This window comes from Candidatus Leptofilum sp. (assembly GCF_965223285.1).
Lineage (GTDB): Bacteria > Chloroflexota > Anaerolineae > Promineifilales > Promineifilaceae > Leptofilum.
In genome coordinates, this window is the sequence record NZ_OZ244997.1 from 725,978 (window position 1) to 742,887 (window position 16,910).

A 16,910-nucleotide genomic window follows, 5' to 3' on the forward strand; every position below is an offset into this window, starting at 1 on the left:
GATGATTTTTCGTGTAAAGGTTTGGATAAACGGACAACGTTTGGTTAAGGGATTATATCTGGTTGCCCTGTTCTGGCTAACGGCGTGCGGAGGTGTGGGGGAAGAGCCGTCGCCTATCGCCGCACCGTTACTTACTTTGCCTGCCCCACCTACGCCAATTGGCCAATTTACCCCATCTGCAAACCAGCCACCCACGCCTGCCCCGCTCGGCATTTTACCGCCGACCGCTACAACCCTGCCAACCATGACGGCAACGGCCGTTTCCCCCATTAGCCTCAGCGCAGACCCCAACGTGCCGCCCGATTTGGTTCTCATGGCACAAACGGTGGCAGAACAAGATGCGGCCTTCGTTTGGGTAGAGTCTTTCTCTGCTGATGTGCAGCTAACGTTAGGCACTGGGCGCCATTTGGCGGATTGGATCTATGTGGTAGCAGCACCTTTTGCCACGGTAGAAGATGAGATTTCATTGTTGGAAGTGCAAACAAACTGGCAAGCACGTGTCCCCTCACCCTGGAAAGTTTTTTCAGAAAATAGTTCAGGTAGTCCGCTAGCCGCTCCCTTAGGACAGGACAGAGAAAATGTCACCCTTTTAGCAGACACGGCAGAGCTTATTGACCGTGCCTGGGCAGAACGGCCGTCTCTGATCATCCTCCCCTTCCACAAACTCCAGCCCGATTTAAAGCTACTGCGGTTGGATGGCGCGTCCCCGCTGACGGCCGAATTCGATCCGGCGACCTACCCGTTGACGGTGGCGGTGAATGTCGCGGGGGAAGAAACGGCCGTTTCCCAATTCCTCACCGCCTGGGATGGCCCCGCCAGCAACTGGGATGGTAGCAAGCTCACCCGCGTAGCGATGAGCGGCGTTACAGCTCTAACCAGAGCAACTGCCTTCCAGATGGAAATCGGCGGCATCCTCACGCCGGGTCAGGCGGTTGGCCCGGTGCTGCAAAGCGCCGACATCGCCCATGTGAGCAACGAGGTGTCGTTTACGCCTGACTGCCCGTACCCAGACCCCATCGGCGGCACCACGTTTTGCTCCCGCGACGGCTACTTTGAGCTGCTCACCTTTTTGGGCGTGGACGTGGTGGAGCTGACGGGCAATCACGTGAATGATTGGGGCACGGACGCGATGCTGCATTCGCTCGATTTATACGCGGAGGCGGGGATGGCGGTCTTTGGCGGCGGGGCGGATTTGGCCTCGGCGCAGCAGCCAACCTTGTTTGAGCACAACGGCAACAAAATCGCCTTCATCGGCTGCAATCCATTTGGGCCAGCGTACGCCTGGGCAGGGGAAAGCAAGCCCGGTTCCCGCCCCTGCGACGCTGAGTTTGAGGCGCAAATTAGCCAGCTTGCCGCCGACGGCTACTTGGTAATTGCCACGCTGCAATACAATGAGTTTTACCATTACGCGGCCACGGCGCAGCAAAAGGTGGATTTTGCAGATTTGGTGCGGGCGGGGGCAACGGCCGTTTCTGGCAGTCAGGCGCATCATGCCCAGGGGTTTGCCTTTGTGGATGGCAAATTTATCCATTACGGGCTGGGTAATCTGTTCTTCGATCAGATGAACATGCTCGGTACGCGCCAGTCGTTTGTGGATACGTACGTGTTTTATGACGGCCGTTTGCTCAGCGTCGAGCTGTGGACGGGACTCATCGAAAATTACTGCTGCCCGCGAGAAATGACAGCTGCTGAGAGAGAGGCGGTGTTAACGGCCGTTTTCCAGGCCAGCGATTGGTAAGAAAATTTAAGGTGAAAAACTTTGAAACAAGGGGTGGAGCAATGAATAAGAAAAAATTGGGGATTGGATTGACGGCCGTTTTACTTGTAGCGCTCATAAGTTGTGCACGCACCCAACAAGTAGATGAAGTAAGTGCAACCGCCACCGTGAGCAGCTCAGATTTGGATAGCGTGGTGATTGTTCCCACGATGATTCCAGAAACAAACACACCAGTACCTTCCTCAACGCCGACCGCAACCTTAACGGCGACACCAGAGCCGACACATACTGCAACTCTCATACCAACGGCAACTATTCTACCGACAGAAACTGCTACGCCTCTCCCAACTTTGCCGCCGCTGCCAACGATTCCACCAAACCAGCGCGGCGAAAAGTATGATGAGTTGATGACAACAAATAATGGTTGCCAGTTACCTTGCTGGTGGGGCTTAGAAATGGGGATCAGCACAATAAACGAGGTTATTCAGCATTATTCACAATTTGACCCGTTTATTACTATTCAGGAATATCCAGAAGGCCTTACTATTGTGACGGTATTATTTGAAGATGCAGAGATAGAAGACGGTGTTCAAACCAGGCATGTGTTTATAATATCAAATGGCATTCTGATAGAAGCGGAGATTGAAGCCCGATTTTACACCAATTTGAACCCTCTTGCCTTAATGGAGAAGTTTGGGCAACCAGCAGAGGTTTGGCTTTGGACATTTCCAGAACCATATCAAAGCCTTCTTCCCGCTGACTTTCGTTTTTATTTTCCAGAGCAAGGTATCCTTTCTGCTTACAGAGAGGGAGCAGGGAATGTCGAAGAAAATGTGGAAGTATGTATTGATGGGGATGGCGGAAAAATTCTTTTATTGTGGAATCCGGACATCTGGGATCCTGACGGAACTAAAAATTTTGCCGAACGTGTAAATCTGAGTTCTTCTGCCATACGATTATATGGTCATCAACCCATTAGCCAGGTTAGTAACTGGGACGAAGAAGCTTTGTACACAAATTTGCTCAACCCAAATTCAACAGAATGTCTACTTACACCATCAAATTTGTGGCAATCACCCTAAGAAACATTTTGCACAACAATTCCCAAAATTGTTATTCTGAACGAAGTGAAGAATCCCGCAAGCTCACAATTGCCCAAAAGCCTGCTCAGCGAAGATTCTGGCAATTGCCGCTTGGTTGGGATGCTTCGTTGCACTCAGCATGACAAAACTGGGAGCTAATACCAGCCCTCACTCAAATCAGCCCAAGTGGGATTGGTGGACTCGATTAACGCAATCTTTTTCTTACGGAGCCAGCCTTTTATCGCTTTTTCACGAGCAATGGCATCCCGAACTTGGCTAAAGGTTTCAAAATAGACAAGGCGATTCACATTGTATTTTTGAGTAAATCCTGGGAGCAGCTTGTGTTTGTGCTGGTAAACCCGACGGCCGAGATCATTTGTCATGCCAGTGTACAGTGTGCCACTCTTGGATGACATAATGTAAACATAATACTGCTTCATGACGAGTTTCCCAAACGATTTGTAATTTTTGAATAAACGCGACCGATATATCTTACCTTGTTTTGGTAGATATTTCACTTTGCATGACAATTTTCACTTGTCATTCTGACCAGAGGGAAGAATCCCTCGAGGCTACAATTGCCAAAAAGCCTGCTCCGCGAAGGTTCTGGTGTTTGCAGCTTGGTTGGGATGCTTCGTTTCACTCAGCATGACAGGTTTACATCTGGCAAGCGGCTTCGATTTTGGTGATGGTGGGCAAAATTTCGATCCAGGTTTGGGTGGGGAGCGGAGTGTGCCACAGTGCGCCGCTGGACATGACGGCGAAAAGCTGGTCATCCACTTGAACAAATCGCTCGACCATGTTGCGGGGCTGTGTTTCGGTGAGTGGCTGCCAGGTTTGCCCGCCGTCAGTTGTGTGCTCGATACGGCCGTTCCTCCCCCCAGCATTCTCCGCCACCCCCAAAACTATTTCCTGGCTGTTGGCCGGGTTCACCCAGACGGCTCGTACGTAGCAGTTGCCATACAGCGGTTGCCAACTCACGCCCCCGTTATTTGAGTGATAAAAACCGCCGCCCGTCGGCGCGTAGAGCAAGTTGTGGCTGCTAGGATGCACTACGATTGAATGCACGTCCGGGTGAATGAGCCCTGCGGCGGGGGTGCCAAATTCAGGACGGCCGTCGCTGCCGTCGGCCAGTTGCCAGGAGTCGCCACCGTCGTCGGAGCAGAGTAAACCACCTACTTCCACCGCTGCAAAAGCGTGCTGCCCGTGGAAGGCAAAGCCGCGCACGCAGCCCGCTTCGGGCGAGTAGGGCAGCCACCAGCCATGCTGGTCACGCAATTCAGCCACCTCAGGCCGCTCCACCCAATTTTCGCCGCCGTCGCGGGAGACAAACAGGGCGGCGGGTTCCGTCCCGGCAAACTCCAGGTCGGAGATGTCTGGGTGGTAGGCCAGCCAGCGGACGTACTTTTCCGTTAGGCCGTTGCTTTGCGCGTACCAGCTCGCCCCCAAATCGTCGGAGCGGAAGATGCCCTCGGTGGTGCCTGCCAAAATGACTCCCTCGCGGGCGATGATGCTGGTGACGGTACGGCCGTTCAGCCCCCGCGCCTCAGTTTGCCAGATTCCGGCCCGATTGTGTGCCAGCCAAACACCATTTCGCGTTGCCAAATAAAGTTCCATAACGATTGCTCCAGATTTTTGAAGTTTTCAAAACTTCAAAAGTCTCTCAAAAACCAAAGTTGACAGCCGCTTCAACTGTTTTAGCGACTGCCAACTGATTGGGAAGATAGGCGTGCTTCTATTAAAGCAAACGGCCGTAAGGTACACATCGGCCATTGGGACAGGATAGGGACAGGTGTTAGGGTCAAGACTTCAAAAGTCTGTTTACTCGTTGACTAATTCAAGAATCGTCCAAGACTTTTGAAGTCTACTTTGGTAAGCGATTAGCTGGTGGCAAGGTGATTGTGAAGCGTGTGGAGAATAGTGGAAACGGCCGTCACCATCGTCTCCAAGGCCATGCTGGGGAATTTGCCGGGCCGAACGGCCGCTTGCTGCGGCAAAAAGGGCAGATGTACAAAGCCTGCCGGAATGTCTCGCTGCTGCTGGGCCAAATAGTGGAGCAGTTCATACGTTACCTGATTGCACAAATACGCTCCGGCCGTCAGCGAAAGTTCGGCCGGAATGCCCGCGCCTTGCACCGCCTGCATAAGCTGGCGCACGGGCAGGGTGGTGAAGTACGCCGCCGGGCCATCTGGCTGAATGGGTTCATCCTGCACCAATTGGCCGTCGTTGTCTGCGATGCCGTAATCCATTAGGTTTACCGCCACCCGCTCGATGGAGATGGCATGGCGACCGCCCGCTTCGCCCAGGCAAACGATGGCATCGGGGTTGGTTTGCTGAACGGCCGTTAACAAAGTCTGTGGCCCACGGGTGCGGTGTACGGGCAGAACGGCCGTTGCCAATTCGAATCCTTCAAACCGCCTGGTTGCCAACTGCTGCACCACCTGCTCAGAAGGATTGATGCGGCTTTGGCCAAATGGTTCAAATCCGGTGAGTAAAAAAGTTGTCTGGTTCATGCTTGTTTCCGACGTGTTAAAAATAAAGCAATTGGCCCCAAAAGCAGTAGAATCAGGCTGCCAATGGCCCAGCCGCTAAAATACCAGGGCGCGGTTGGCCCGTCTAGGCTGCTGCTAATGCCCAGGCTGTAGCTGCCATTGATGGGATGTCCATCGGCACTGATGACAGACCATTGCACCATGTAGGCACCATCTGGTAAGGGCGGAACGGCCGTTACCAATTCCACCTCGTTCTCAACAACGGGGGCTAGCTCTGCCGCCGAGATGAAATTTTGGTGTAGCTGAATCTGCCCATTGGGGCCGATGGATTCGCTAAAGGTGAGGCGCAGCTCGGTAAGCGTGGCAACCGTGCTGCCCGGTGCTGGCACAGCCGAGATGAGTTCTGCATGGGCAAAAATGGTGGGGATGAAGACGGCCGTTCCCAACAAAATCAGCCCAATCTGCCAAAACCGCCTCACGGTAGTACCTGGTTTAGTGCCTGCGTCAGCTCGCGTGGCGACACCGGCCCCGGCAAGCTGGCTGTGACCTGCCCATCTCCATCCAGAACAAAAATGTACGGCTCCGACTGCAAGCCCCACTCCGCCATCTCTGGCACGTAGGTCAACGCTTGAAAATCTTCGTACACTTCGATGTGGATGAAGTTGGCAGCGTCGCCCACCTCGTTGCGCACGGTGGCGACGCTGTTGAGCACCGGGGCGCACCAGCGCGTCTCGCACAGACCGGGGGTGATGAAGCCCACCACCGTCGCCTTGCCGCTGGCAACCGCATCGGCGACTGTGAGCTGGTAAAACGCCGGGTCTGGGTCGTTGCCGGAGTTTAGCTTGCTGATGTCTGGCTCGGTGGCGAGGGTGCGATTTTCGCTCAGCGGAGCTGGCTCGCCGATGGTCACGCTCTCGCTTTCTGCATTCACTTCAAGGGTGAACTGGCTGCTAACGGTACGGCCGTCTGCCAAAGCCACCTCTGCCGTTACCCCCCAAAAGCCAGGGCTGGGAATGGTGGGGTACGCCACCCAATACGGCACCTCGTAGTCACTGTAATTTTTGGCGGGGCCTTGCCACACGGGTTCTGCTTCTGCGTTACCCACCTCAACCACGCTCAGAGCCACGCTTTGGGCATCCGCTACCGCGTCGGGGCCATCGAATAAACCAAATACGATGCGCGGCGTGCCAACGGCCGTATCTCCACTCATTCGCAAAATTTGGATGGGCGAGACGGCGTCAGACACGGTTGTGCTGCTATCTGTGCCTCCACACGCAGCTACAAACAAAACAGCGAGAAGCATGAAAATAGGCAATTTAATCATGTGGCAACTGTAGCAAAGCCCCACTGCGTGGACAACAAAACTAATCAAACAATCAAAAATGAGTTTCTAGGAGTTTAGGTGTTGACACCATTTGTAGGGGCGGTGCGCGAACCGCCCCGTCTAAGCGTGATTACGGCGTGGGGGTTGGGGTGTTGGAAGGTGTGGGCGACGCTGTTTCCGTTGGTGTGGCAGTTGCGGTTGGCGTGGTGGTGTTGGTGGGAACCGGCGTGTTGGTAGGCGTGGGCGATTGTGTCGCTGTTGGCGTCGTCGAAGGGGTTGGTGTGCTGCTGGGCGTAGGCGACCGTGTTGCGGTTGGCGTCGCTGATGGTGTGTTTGTGGGTGATGGGGTAGGCGTCACCGATGCTGGCGGGGTGCTGCTCGCCGTCGGCGTGCTGCTGGGGGTGGGGGATGCTGTTGGCGTGGACGTTTGTGTCGCTGTTGCCGTGCTGGTCGGCGTGGTGGAAACGGTTGGCAGCGGTGGCACGGTGCTGGTTGGCGTGTTGGTGCTGGTGGCTGTAGCCGTTGAAGTTGCTGTGGCGGTACTGGTGGCGGTTGGTGTGGCTGTAGCGGTGGACGGGATAAAGTTTGGCCCTGGTAAGTAGATCGGCTGGCCAGCATATAAATTGATTGAGGTCAAGCAGTTGGCGCGGACTATGGCATTGACGCTGGTGTTGTGGATGAGCGAGAGACGGAAAAGCGTTTGTCCACGCAAGACGGTGGTGAGTACCCAATTGCTGGGCGGTCGGCTGCAAATGGGTGTGGGGCTAGGCGTTGTTGCCGGGTTTGGCAGGTAGAGAGCCGTCACGTTGAGTAAGCTATCGCTGGGAAGGCAGTTGGCCAGACGAATTTTCTCGGCAGACAGATTATAACGCACGGAAAGCGAGAGTAAGGTTTCATTGTCGCTAATTGAGGTTAGCACCCAATCGAGCGGGATGGCATTGCAGCTAGGCAACATGCCATTTTCGTCTGAAATGGGGGGCGCACCAGGCGGCGTGGGCGTGCCAGAGGCCAGCGGAATGGCTGGTAGGGGGGTGCTGGTGGGTGTGGCGTTTAGGTTGCTAATAGCGACGGCGATGGGCGACGGCAAAATCTGCCGCTGAAGGCCATCTAACTGGGCCAAAATGAGTGCCAGGAACACAGTAAACAGCACGCCGCTGGTGATAATCAGATGGGTACGCCAACTGCCGGGAGGGAGCGTTTGTTGGGTCATGGGTGGCTTTGGCTGCCGTTGCTGGGCGCGCTTGTGGTGATTATTAGGTCTGAGGCGATGGGGAAGAGTAGCGAGAAGGTGCTGCCGCTGCCCGGCTCGCTTTCCACCCAAAGGCGGCCACCATGCTTGTTGGTGAGTTCATAAGCCATAGACAGGCCAGCCCCGGTGTCCCCCAGCCCGGCAATGAGCGGCCGTTTCGCATCATAATTGGGGTCAAAGACGTAGGGCAAGTCTTCCTGGCGAATGCCGCTGCCGCTGTCGCTGATGTTGACTTGTAGGAAGCGGATGGTGTCGTTGGCATTGTGTTTGCTATCGGGGATGGCTTGGGCGTAGGCGGTGGCTACCACACGGCCGTTTTTGCTGGAGGCCAAACAAGCGTTGCTGAGTAGGTTGCTAAAAATTTGGTGCAGCGCAGAGCGGCTAACGGGCAGCGCGGGCAAATCTTGAGCGATGTCTAGATCAAGCTGGAGGTTTTTATCGCGTAAGTGGCTTACCATGCCGTTGACAGCCGTTTCCAGCATTTCGCGCACGTTGACCATCTCGTCTTCTGGGGTGGCTTGTGGTTCCTGAACGGCCGTAAGCTGCAATATTTGCTCCAGCAAACTGCCCATGCGCTCGGTGTTTGATTGAATGCGCTGTAAAAAGTCGCGCTGCTTGACGCCCAAAATCCCCAGCGTTTCGCCCAGCAGCAGGTCGGTAAAGCCGCCAATGGAGGTCATTGGCGTGCGCAGTTCCTGCACCAAAGAGATCAGCATGTCGTCGGAGGGGCCGCGCTCTCGCTTGGCTAGCTCACTTTCAAGCTGGGCAATGCGGGCCTGCGCTTCCTCTAGCTGGCCAGAGTAGCGGGTGATGGTGAGCATCACCCATTCGGTGCTGAGGCCGCCTTCGCCAGCGGCAGCCAGGGCCATTGCTTCTTCTGCCTCAATGAGCGATTCGCGCAGGGTGGCAATCTCTTCTTCGAGGGCGTTGATTTTTTCGTCCCGACTGAGCGTTTCCATCTCTTCCAGCGCGGCGGCTAAATCTTGCGAGCGGCGGGTGGCGGTGGCGGCACGGGTTTCGGCTTGCAGCAGCCGGTTGTTGGCAATTTCCAGATTTTGCACCAGCCGCTCTCGCTCTTCTTCCAGGGCGATGAGACGGCCGCTCAAATTGGGATCGGTTTCGCTGGGCAGGGGTGGGTCTGGTGCGGTCGTTTCCTCTGGTGGCGGTGGGGCGACGGGCTGACTTTGGCTGCGGAGGGCGGCCTGAGCCACAAATTTTGCCAGTCCGGGCAGCATTTTTTGCTGCGAGATGGGCCATTGAATACGGCCGTCTGGCAAGGCCAGAATCATCAGACCAATTACCTCATCTTCCGCTTTAAGCGGTTCCAGCAGTAGCCCGCCCAATGCCCCAATGCCTAGTGCTTCGTAAAGCGCATACACCTGCCGCGCTTTGGAGCCGGTGAGGGGCAGATGCCGCCGTTTGCCAGACCGCATAAGCTCCGCCATGGGTTCCCAGTCGGACAAATGGAGCTGCCAGGTGCGGGGCGCATTGGTTTGCGGCTGAGGCAAATTGCTAATCAGGCGGACGGTCTCTGGTGCTTCGTCTGGTTGCAGGCCAATGCCCACAAAGGCGGCATCGGTGAGGCGGGCGGTCATCTCGGCGGCCGTTTGCAGGCGGCTGCGGCGATTGTCACTTTCAATTACGTCGGCGGCCAAGGCTAGCGAGCGGTTTAGCTGTTGGTGGGCGGGCAGGGTGTTTAGCTGCAAGGCCACCAGCGGGGCCAGCGATTCGCGGTAGGTCATAATGGCCCACAGCGGCAGTGCGGCCAGGTAGCCCAGACGAATCCAGTAAGGAATGTCGGTGCCAGAAGGAATGAGTTCGGGATAATTCCAGAAGTGGGCCAGGTGAGCCAGCAGCAGCAAGCCTAAGATGAAGGGGCGGAAGGTGGGGCGCAGACGGCCGTTCAGCAAGGTCACAACCAGGCCAGCCGCCAGCAACACAATCTGCACCACGCCCCAAACGGTGGCTTGCGGGGTGCCATTGTACGGGTGCTGGGTCGGCACGGGCGCGTCAGCTACCTGGGCTGCCCACGCCTGGGCAAAAGACAGCCCCATAATCCCCACAACCAGCAGTGTCAGCAGTAGCAAAATATGCCCTAACCGGGGCAGCTTTTGCGGGGAAGGAATGAAGGCCCACAGTAAGAAAACGGCCGTTACCGTGTTTACCATTTGCTCCAGCGGCGGCAAAATGACAATAGAGGAGACGTCATTGTTGATAATGATCAGGCTGGCGACCATGATGATCAGCCGGCCAGCAATGAGGAATCCAGCAGCGATGGCGGTGCGAACGGCCGTTTTGTCTTGTTTGTTGCGCCGCCATTGGCTAAAGGCAATCCCTAGCACCGCCTGAAGGGCAAACAAGGTTACCAGATGGTAAACAATATTGCCGGGGGATTCAGTTAGTAGCTGGATGATCTGTGGTAACAACGTCATGGGTATGGTAAAACCTGCGCAGGCAGGGGTCGCTTATGTAAGGTAGCAAATTATAGCATAACAGAGTGTGTTGGTGGTGGCGGTGAAAGTGGAGTTAAAGGTGCGGGATGAAAAAGTGAACAGGTGACAGGGTGACTGCTATCTTTGACAGCTTAACGACAAGGTGATGATTATGACAGAAGCGTTGGAAAAACCGGGGCGGGATGCAGTTGTTTCTTTGCGGGAGATTACGAAGGAGACGTTACGGCCGTTTCTCAACATGAAGGTAGCTAAACCGCAAGAAGAAATGGTGGCCAACAATGCGGTTTCCATTGCCCAGGCCCACTTTGAGCCAAAGGCTTGGTTCCGGGGCATTTATGCAGACGAGACGCCTGTGGGCTTCATCATGCTGTTTGACGATCCCGACGAGCCAGTTTACTTCTTGTGGCGGTTGATGGTGGCGGAACAGTTTCAGGGGATGGGATACGGCCGTAAAGCAATCAACCATCTTGTTGAATATGTTAAAATCCGCCCCGGTGCCAAAGAACTGCTGGTGAGCCACGTTCAGGAGGTTCCCGGTAATCCTGGGCCGTTTTACGAAAAGCTGGGCTTTGAATACACGGGCGAAGTAGAAGGTAATGAACTGGTCATGCGTCTGACGTTATAAATTTAACCTCCCGCAGGTTTACGCAAAGAGTCGGGTTCAAGTGTGGAACCTGCGGGAGATTTTGTAAGATGAACGGCCAAAAACCGCGCTGCCTCCTGCTCTGCCCAGCAGTTGAAGCTGCCCGGCTGCCCCTCCACAAAACCAAGATGCCCGCCCTGTGCAGTGATGCCAGTGGTGAGGCATGGGTTGGCGGCGATAATGTCATACGGTACGTCGTCTGGAGCAAACAGCGGATCGTCCAGAGCGCGGAGCAATAGGGTGGGTACTCGAATATGCGGCAAAAATTGGGCAGTGCTGCACTTCTCGTAATAATCATCTGCCCCATCAAAACCGCCTAGTGGAGCCGTGCCGTAATGGTCAAATTCTCGAAATGTTCTGGCGGCTAGCACTTTGTCTAAATCCACGACCGGAGCCAGTAAATCAGCTTTTGCCCTCACTTTTTCGTGTAGAGAATGTAGAAAGTAGCGCGTGTAAAAGCGAGAAAATCCTTGCTCCAACAAAGCAGAGCTGCTTTTCATATCGAAGGGTGGGGAGACGGCAACGGCCGCTTCGACTCCGCTCAGTTGTTCGGCAAGGCTCCCGAACCGAGCAGGCGTTTCTACCCAATCATTCGCCTTTCCCCCAAGTTCACCCAGGAATTTCAGCGTCAAGTTTGCCCCCAGCGAGAAACCAATCAACCCTCGCTTGCTGTTTGGGAACCAGTTTGCCAACGTTTCCAGCACAAAGGCCACGTCGTCTGTGGCCCCAGAATGGTAAAAGCGGGCTTTGCGGTTCATTTCGCCGCTGCAAGAGCGGTAGTTGAGGCCCACGCTGCGAACGCCTAGCTGGGCCAAACGGCGATATGTCTCGCAAGCGTAGCCGCGCCGCGCATTGCCCTCCAGCCCGTGCAGCAACAGCACCAGCGGCGCATTGTCTGGTAGCAAATGGCCTGCTACCTCTGGAAAATCAATGTCAATAAAATCCCCATCCGGCGTGTCTAAGCGACGGCGGTGGAAGATGATGCCATCCTTGCGCCGCACCAGCCGCCCAAAAACAGTTTGCCAATGACCACCAGGCAGCCATTTGGTTGGTTTGTAGGGATTGAGTTGAAAATCAGTCATGCTTCTTTGTAGAAGCAACAAATTTGCCCAAATTATCTCGATTTTTTCGCATGAATTCGCGCCAATTCGTTGCCAAAATTAGTTCATGTAAAAGCCAAGAAGTATCTTGAATTAGATTGAATGCAATTTTGGCTTTTACTTGAGCAAACCACAGAGCAATCGCTCATCGTTTTTCAAGATATTTTCTGTGGTTTGCATAAGCTCTGTGGCAAAATTGTATTCTTTTTCCGAATTTGACCAAGTTTGATAAGATTCTGCTCATGCCCAACTATCCTTATCCCCAGGTTCCCCGATTTGAGACGGATGCCCTTGGCATCCACACTAGCTATTATGAGATGGGTGTGCGGAACGGCCGTCCCATCATTCTGCTGCACGGCATGTCTACCTCCGCCGACAGCTTCCGCGAGACAATGCACGAGCTGGCAGACGATCATTGGCTCATTGCGCCAGACATTCCCGGCTTTGGCTACACCGCTTCGACCACACCGTACAATTTCCCGCATTTGGTGGAGTGGCTGGCCGCGTTTTGCGAGGTGCTCCATTTACCGCCAGTGTCACTGCTGGGGCATTCGTTTGGCGGTACGCTGGCCGTTACCTACGCGGTGGATTACCCAGAGCAGGTAGAGAAGTTGTTGCTGATGGCTCCAGCCGTGCTGTCATCAGGCAGCTATCCCGAATTTGTGAAGCGAATTGGGGTGGGGCTGGGATTGATTGATTTGGGTTCGGCCGTTTCGCAGTCCAAACTGTGGGTGCGGCGGCAAATCAAGACCCCATTTTACAATCCAGAGTTAATTGACGAATCGGTGTGGGATAGGCGACTGGCGGATTATGAGCTGGCGCGGCAGTCGGCGGATGTGCTCAAGGCATCGGCGTTTCATGATTTACGGCCGTCTCTCAGCAACCTCCACCACGAAATTTGTATGGTTTGGGGCGAAAATGATGGCGTGGTGCCACCCAGCGATGCTGACGTGCTCGCCGAGCAATTTCCCAATAGCCAAACACACATTTTGCCCGAATGCGGCCATGCCCCAATGCTTGAAAAGCAAGTTGAGGTTCAGGGAATTGCGCGGCAATTTCTAAAATAGGTTTTCAGGTTTCCAAGAGCCAACTGTCAAAGTGAAAACCTGACACGTGAACACCTGATCACCACTAAGGACATTCATGAACAATCGCACCATTTCTGTATTTGGCAGCTCTGCGCCGCAGCCAGGGAGTGCCGCTTTTGCCGAGGCGCAGCGGGTTGGCAAACTTTTGGCAGAAGCGGGGTTTGCCGTGGCGACTGGTGGTTACTCTGGGACGATGACGGCCGTTTCGCAAGGGGCAGCCGGAGCGGGCGGGCATGTGGTTGGGGTGACGTGCGACCAGATTGAGCAGTTTCGGCCGTTGGGGCCAAACCGGTGGGTAAAGGAAGAGATCCGCTACCCCACGCTGCGCGAGCGGCTGCTCCATTTGGTGACCCATAGCGACGGCATGATTGTGCTGCCTGGCGGCATCGGCACGCTGTCTGAAATGACATTGGCGTGGAGCTTTTTACAGGTGGGTGAGGTACCAGTCCAGCCGCTGGTGCTGCTGGGCGACCTTTGGCGGCAGACGGTAGATGCTTTTTACTCACCAGACTACGTGCGCCGGCGGGATATGGATTTGCTACTGTATGCAGATAATCCGAAAACGGCCGTGGCGCACATAGTAGATTATTTCAAGGATGCGTAATCAGGACTGGTAGTCTTAAACTTTCGTTTTTGTAGGAATCTATGGGAAGGACTGCCAGTCCTTGAAAAAGTTATGGAAACAATTTTTTTGAAGCTCGGCGGGTCGCTAATTACCGACAAAACGAAGGTAGAAACGGTTCGGGCAGATGTTTTGGCACGGCTGGCGACGGAAATTGCGCAGGCACGGCGCGAAAGCCCGACAATGCAGTTGGTTTTGGGACACGGTAGCGGCTCTTTTGGGCACATGGCTGCCGCCAAACGGAGTACGCGGCAGGGCGTTGCTGACGCCGAAGATTGGCGTGCTTTTGCGGAAGTGAGCGATGCGGCGGCGCGGCTGAACCGGCAGGTGTTGGCCGCTTTGCTAGCAGAGGACGTGCCAGCTGTCAGTTTGCAGCCGTCGGCGTCGGTTGTGTGTGTAGACGGCCGTATTTATGCCATCGCCAGCCACACCGTACAGGCGGCTTTGGCTGCGGGGCTGGTACCAGTGGTGTACGGCGACGTGGCTTTTGATTCGGCACGTGGTGGCACGATTGTGTCTACCGAGGAAGTGATGATGGCGTTAGCGGGGGAGATACGGCCGTCCTGGTTGCTGCTGGCAGGGGAGACAACCGGCGTTTTTGATAAATCTGAACAGGTCATCCCAGCCATCAGCCGGGCAAACTATGCCGAAATTGAAGCTGCCCTTGGTGGTTCACGCGGCACCGACGTGACGGGCGGGATGGCCAGCAAAGTGCAAAGCATGTTGAATTTGGTCGATCAGTTTCCGCAGCTGTCGATCCGCATTTTTTCGGGATTGGAACCGGGCAATTTGGTACAGACACTGCTGCATCCGGCGCAGGCTGGCGGTACGCGCCTGGGATTGACGCCGTCAGGCTAGTCGAAACGTGCTAAGAAAGTGTGGCTACAGGATGCCGTTTGCATCTGAGACACTTTCTTCTCGGCTTGTTTTTAGTCCAGCCCCGTCCAGTTTTTGAGCCAATCTTCTAAATCTTCGGGCTGATTGGCGACAACTGGCGTGAACTTCACCCCTGGATAGTGCTGCTGGAACCAGCTAGCCGTCAGCACTTCCGGCCAATGGTGGGGATTCACCGCCAGAATGTGCCGATTTTCCAGATCGCCAATGCCCGCATCATCTGCCGAGAAGCCAATGGTAAAACGGCCGTCGTACCCTCCCTTTGCTGCGGCCAACAACCACTTTTTGCTGGCCGTTGGGGGCAGCAGGATGTACACACGACGGTAATTCATTCGGGCAGAATCGCTGGGCACAAGCTGTACGTTGCGTGCCACTTGCAGCAGCCGCAGTGCCAGCAGCCGTGCCCCAAAATCCCCCACAAAGCGAATGTCGTACAGGCCGTCCATGTCGGTGCTGAACTCGTAACGCCAAATGGTGCGGTCAGCGTCTAGCGTGCGCCCTCTGGCCGTTACCCTGCCCTGCGTGTCATCTGGCCGCATCACAATGAGGTCTACATGACTGTGGGCACGGCTGGAGGAGATTACGGCCGTAATCGGTTCCCCTGGTTTGGGCTGCTCAGGCTCTAGCGCAATGTGCGTGTCCCCCAAACCCACGATGTTGACCCCCCGCTTGTGCCGCCCGATGGGGCGCAAAAACGCATTGCGCCAAAAAACAGATTGCAATCGCTTAGGCAAGTTCGGTGCCGATTTTAGAAAAATGGTGATGATGGAGGCTTCTGCCTCCGCCTGCACCCGTACCGTTTCCCAATGGCTCAAGGGCTGGACTAGGTCGCTCCAGACAATCAACGGGCTGGAGGGGTCTAACCCACCGGTGGGGTCAATGCCCACTTGCAAATTCACGTTGCTGGCTTCCAGTTGGCTACCGGGGGATGCATCTTCGCTGGACCATGCTTGCCCTTCAACAGTGAGTTCATATTGATTGCCTGCCACGGAGGGAACCTGCTGCCACATCCCGGCTTCATGCGTGGCCCAGGGGGTGCTCAGTTGCTGCGTTAAGCTGTCGTCGAGGGTGTAGGCACTAAAAATTGGGGTGCGGTTCTTCCAGTCGGGCGACCCCTCGGCGGCATCTTGCCACCAGGGTGCCCAGCCAGCAGCGATGATCAAATTCTTGTCGTCACGATATGGATGAAATGGTTTGCCGATACGGCCGTTTGTCAACAGTTCTGTTCTTGCCATAATTTTTAGGAGATCGGAGACTGGAGATTAGAGATTGGTTCGCTTTTAACCTTCAATCTCTACTTCTCTAATCGCCTTTTTTATGAAAATCCCAGCCCGCGTTCCTTCATGGAGACAAACCGGTTATGCCCAATCACAATATGATCCAGCACGTCTATATTGAGCAAAGACCCGGCCTGTACAAGCTGCCGCGTCACGGCCACATCTTCTGGGGAAGGGGAGGGATCGCCGGAAGGATGATTGTGGGCCACAATGAATGCGGCCGCATTCTCTTTTATCGCCGCCCGAAACAGTTCCCCAGCGCGAATGACCGAGGTATTCAGGCTGCCGATGTAAATGGTGGGCGTGGCCAGCACCCGATTGCGTGTGTCTAGCAAAACGAGGCGCAGGTGCTCTTTTTCTAGGAAGCTCATTTCAGACATGAGCAGGTTAGCCGCATCGGCCGGAGAGGTGATGCGCGGTTTTTCTTGGGGGGCAATGGTGAGCAGCCGACGGCCGATTTCCAACGCTGCCTTAATCTCTACCGCCTTGGCGGGGCCGACGCCTTTCACTTCCGTCAGTTCCGCAATGGAGGCGCGTGCCAGACCAGATAAATCCTTGAAGGTGTTCAGCAGCCGCTCGGCCAGCCGCAGCACATTTTCACCCGGCACGCCAGAGCGCAAAATGATAGCTAGCAGTTCAGCGGTAGAGACGGCCCGTTCCCCAACCTTTAGCAGCCGCTCACGAGGGCGGTCGTGTTCTGCCAAATCCCGCATCATCAGGCTGTAGGTAGCGGGCTGGTCAGTTTCAGGGGAACGGCCGTTCCCAACATCATTTGTCATTCGCGTCGCCCATTAGCTCCAAAAACTCTTCCCACTCGTCAGAGGCCAGGTGCAGGGTAATGCTGCCCAGCTCAACGTGGTAAATATAGCCTTCATCATCTGGGCTGCGCCAGACCGCAAAGTTTTCGGTTTCGGCAACCATATCAACTTCCATTTGTTCATCTTTGCTCATTGCTGATTCAGTGTCCTT

General features: G+C 55.2%; 17 protein-coding genes. 6 read left to right on the forward strand and 11 right to left on the reverse strand.

The annotated features are described in order from the left end of the window. Positions 1-40 precede the first annotated feature (40 nt). Positions 41-1,738: a CapA family protein gene (locus ACOQPU_RS03690; RefSeq protein ID WP_420643781.1), complete on the forward strand. Its 1,698-nt coding sequence runs from the start codon at positions 41-43 to the stop codon at positions 1,736-1,738. Between the two features lie 41 nt (positions 1,739-1,779). Continuing rightward, positions 1,780-2,799 carry a hypothetical protein gene (locus ACOQPU_RS03695; protein ID WP_420643782.1) on the forward strand — a complete coding sequence of 340 codons (1,020 nt, stop codon included), beginning with the start codon at positions 1,780-1,782 and terminating at the stop codon, positions 2,797-2,799. Between the two features lie 155 nt (positions 2,800-2,954). Here ACOQPU_RS03695 and ACOQPU_RS03700 read toward each other — a convergent pair whose 3' ends face one another. The 7 genes from ACOQPU_RS03700 to ACOQPU_RS03730 all read right to left on the reverse strand — a co-directional run bounded on the left by ACOQPU_RS03700 (position 2,955) and on the right by ACOQPU_RS03730 (position 10,296). Next, complete coding sequence (locus ACOQPU_RS03700) at positions 2,955-3,239, reverse strand: GIY-YIG nuclease family protein (protein ID WP_420643783.1); 285 nt, start codon at positions 3,237-3,239, stop codon at positions 2,955-2,957. 217 nt (positions 3,240-3,456) lie between these two features. After that, positions 3,457-4,416, reverse strand: a complete 960-nt coding sequence (locus tag ACOQPU_RS03705; RefSeq protein WP_420643784.1) for a WD40/YVTN/BNR-like repeat-containing protein — start codon at positions 4,414-4,416, stop codon at positions 3,457-3,459. 263 nt (positions 4,417-4,679) lie between these two features. Continuing rightward, complete coding sequence (gene pcp / locus ACOQPU_RS03710) at positions 4,680-5,312, reverse strand: pyroglutamyl-peptidase I (protein ID WP_420643785.1); 633 nt, start codon at positions 5,310-5,312, stop codon at positions 4,680-4,682. Beyond that, positions 5,309-5,770, reverse strand: coding sequence for a copper resistance CopC family protein (locus ACOQPU_RS03715; protein ID WP_420643786.1), 462 nt, complete (start codon positions 5,768-5,770; stop codon positions 5,309-5,311). The genes pcp and ACOQPU_RS03715 overlap by 4 nt, the downstream gene beginning before the upstream one ends. Then, positions 5,767-6,537 carry a hypothetical protein gene (locus ACOQPU_RS03720; RefSeq protein WP_420643787.1) on the reverse strand — a complete coding sequence of 257 codons (771 nt, stop codon included), beginning with the start codon at positions 6,535-6,537 and terminating at the stop codon, positions 5,767-5,769. The genes ACOQPU_RS03715 and ACOQPU_RS03720 overlap by 4 nt, the downstream gene beginning before the upstream one ends. Before the next feature lie 208 nt (positions 6,538-6,745). Beyond that, the gene (locus ACOQPU_RS03725) at positions 6,746-7,825 is read right to left on the reverse strand and encodes a LysM peptidoglycan-binding domain-containing protein (RefSeq protein WP_420643788.1); all 1,080 of its coding nucleotides are present in this window, start codon (positions 7,823-7,825) and stop codon (positions 6,746-6,748) included. Further along, the gene (locus ACOQPU_RS03730) at positions 7,822-10,296 is read right to left on the reverse strand and encodes a sensor histidine kinase (RefSeq protein WP_420643789.1); all 2,475 of its coding nucleotides are present in this window, start codon (positions 10,294-10,296) and stop codon (positions 7,822-7,824) included. Before ACOQPU_RS03730 ends, ACOQPU_RS03725 begins: the two co-directional genes overlap by 4 nt. 172 nt (positions 10,297-10,468) lie before the next feature. Here ACOQPU_RS03730 and ACOQPU_RS03735 point away from each other — a divergent pair, with 172 nt between their 5' ends. Beyond that, positions 10,469-10,942 (forward strand): GNAT family N-acetyltransferase, encoded by a 474-nt coding sequence (locus ACOQPU_RS03735; protein ID WP_420643790.1) that lies wholly within the window; start codon positions 10,469-10,471, stop codon positions 10,940-10,942. Between the two features lie 2 nt (positions 10,943-10,944). Here ACOQPU_RS03735 and ACOQPU_RS03740 read toward each other — a convergent pair whose 3' ends face one another. Then, positions 10,945-12,042, reverse strand: a complete 1,098-nt coding sequence (locus tag ACOQPU_RS03740; RefSeq protein ID WP_420643791.1) for a YheT family hydrolase — start codon at positions 12,040-12,042, stop codon at positions 10,945-10,947. Positions 12,043-12,302: 260 nt separating this feature from the next. On the opposite strand from ACOQPU_RS03740, the gene ACOQPU_RS03745 reads away from it, so the two are divergent. The 3 genes from ACOQPU_RS03745 to ACOQPU_RS03755 all read left to right on the forward strand — a co-directional run bounded on the left by ACOQPU_RS03745 (position 12,303) and on the right by ACOQPU_RS03755 (position 14,628). Then, positions 12,303-13,127 carry an alpha/beta fold hydrolase gene (locus tag ACOQPU_RS03745; protein ID WP_420643792.1) on the forward strand — a complete coding sequence of 275 codons (825 nt, stop codon included), beginning with the start codon at positions 12,303-12,305 and terminating at the stop codon, positions 13,125-13,127. A gap of 76 nt (positions 13,128-13,203) precedes the next feature. Further along, on the forward strand, positions 13,204-13,752 hold the full coding sequence (locus tag ACOQPU_RS03750) for an LOG family protein (protein WP_420643793.1): 549 nt from the start codon (positions 13,204-13,206) through the stop codon (positions 13,750-13,752). A gap of 72 nt (positions 13,753-13,824) precedes the next feature. Continuing rightward, entirely contained in the window at positions 13,825-14,628 is an 804-nt protein-coding gene (locus ACOQPU_RS03755) for an isopentenyl phosphate kinase (RefSeq protein ID WP_420643794.1), read from the forward strand. Between the two features lie 71 nt (positions 14,629-14,699). On the opposite strand, the gene ACOQPU_RS03760 is transcribed toward ACOQPU_RS03755, so the two are convergent. The 3 genes from ACOQPU_RS03760 to ACOQPU_RS03770 all read right to left on the reverse strand — a co-directional run bounded on the left by ACOQPU_RS03760 (position 14,700) and on the right by ACOQPU_RS03770 (position 16,892). Beyond that, a complete protein-coding gene (locus ACOQPU_RS03760; RefSeq protein WP_420643795.1) occupies positions 14,700-15,899 on the reverse strand; it encodes a hypothetical protein in 1,200 nt (399 codons plus the stop codon). 80 nt (positions 15,900-15,979) lie between these two features. Next, positions 15,980-16,720 carry a RadC family protein gene (radC, locus tag ACOQPU_RS03765; protein ID WP_420643796.1) on the reverse strand — a complete coding sequence of 247 codons (741 nt, stop codon included), beginning with the start codon at positions 16,718-16,720 and terminating at the stop codon, positions 15,980-15,982. After that, entirely contained in the window at positions 16,710-16,892 is a 183-nt protein-coding gene (locus ACOQPU_RS03770; protein ID WP_420643797.1) for a hypothetical protein, read from the reverse strand. The genes radC and ACOQPU_RS03770 overlap by 11 nt, the downstream gene beginning before the upstream one ends. Between the last annotated feature and the right edge of the window lie 18 nt (positions 16,893-16,910).

Excerpts from the sequence above, each read along its gene's own strand:
- ACOQPU_RS03755 (WP_420643794.1), top strand. The coding sequence starts at position 13,825 with ATGGAAACAATTTTTTTGAAGCTCGGCGGGTCGCTAATTACCGACAAA.
- radC (WP_420643796.1), bottom strand. The coding sequence starts at position 16,720 with ATGACAAATGATGTTGGGAACGGCCGTTCCCCTGAAACTGACCAGCCC.
- ACOQPU_RS03735 (WP_420643790.1), top strand. The coding sequence starts at position 10,469 with ATGACAGAAGCGTTGGAAAAACCGGGGCGGGATGCAGTTGTTTCTTTG.
- ACOQPU_RS03730 (WP_420643789.1), bottom strand. The coding sequence starts at position 10,296 with ATGACGTTGTTACCACAGATCATCCAGCTACTAACTGAATCCCCCGGC.
- ACOQPU_RS03740 (WP_420643791.1), bottom strand. The coding sequence starts at position 12,042 with ATGACTGATTTTCAACTCAATCCCTACAAACCAACCAAATGGCTGCCT.
- ACOQPU_RS03705 (WP_420643784.1), bottom strand. The coding sequence starts at position 4,416 with ATGGAACTTTATTTGGCAACGCGAAATGGTGTTTGGCTGGCACACAAT.
- ACOQPU_RS03700 (WP_420643783.1), bottom strand. The coding sequence starts at position 3,239 with ATGAAGCAGTATTATGTTTACATTATGTCATCCAAGAGTGGCACACTG.
- ACOQPU_RS03695 (WP_420643782.1), top strand. The coding sequence starts at position 1,780 with ATGAATAAGAAAAAATTGGGGATTGGATTGACGGCCGTTTTACTTGTA.
- ACOQPU_RS03750 (WP_420643793.1), top strand. The coding sequence starts at position 13,204 with ATGAACAATCGCACCATTTCTGTATTTGGCAGCTCTGCGCCGCAGCCA.
- ACOQPU_RS03745 (WP_420643792.1), top strand. The coding sequence starts at position 12,303 with ATGCCCAACTATCCTTATCCCCAGGTTCCCCGATTTGAGACGGATGCC.
- ACOQPU_RS03725 (WP_420643788.1), bottom strand. The coding sequence starts at position 7,825 with ATGACCCAACAAACGCTCCCTCCCGGCAGTTGGCGTACCCATCTGATT.
- pcp (WP_420643785.1), bottom strand. The coding sequence starts at position 5,312 with ATGAACCAGACAACTTTTTTACTCACCGGATTTGAACCATTTGGCCAA.
- ACOQPU_RS03770 (WP_420643797.1), bottom strand. The coding sequence starts at position 16,892 with ATGAGCAAAGATGAACAAATGGAAGTTGATATGGTTGCCGAAACCGAA.
- ACOQPU_RS03760 (WP_420643795.1), bottom strand. The coding sequence starts at position 15,899 with ATGGCAAGAACAGAACTGTTGACAAACGGCCGTATCGGCAAACCATTT.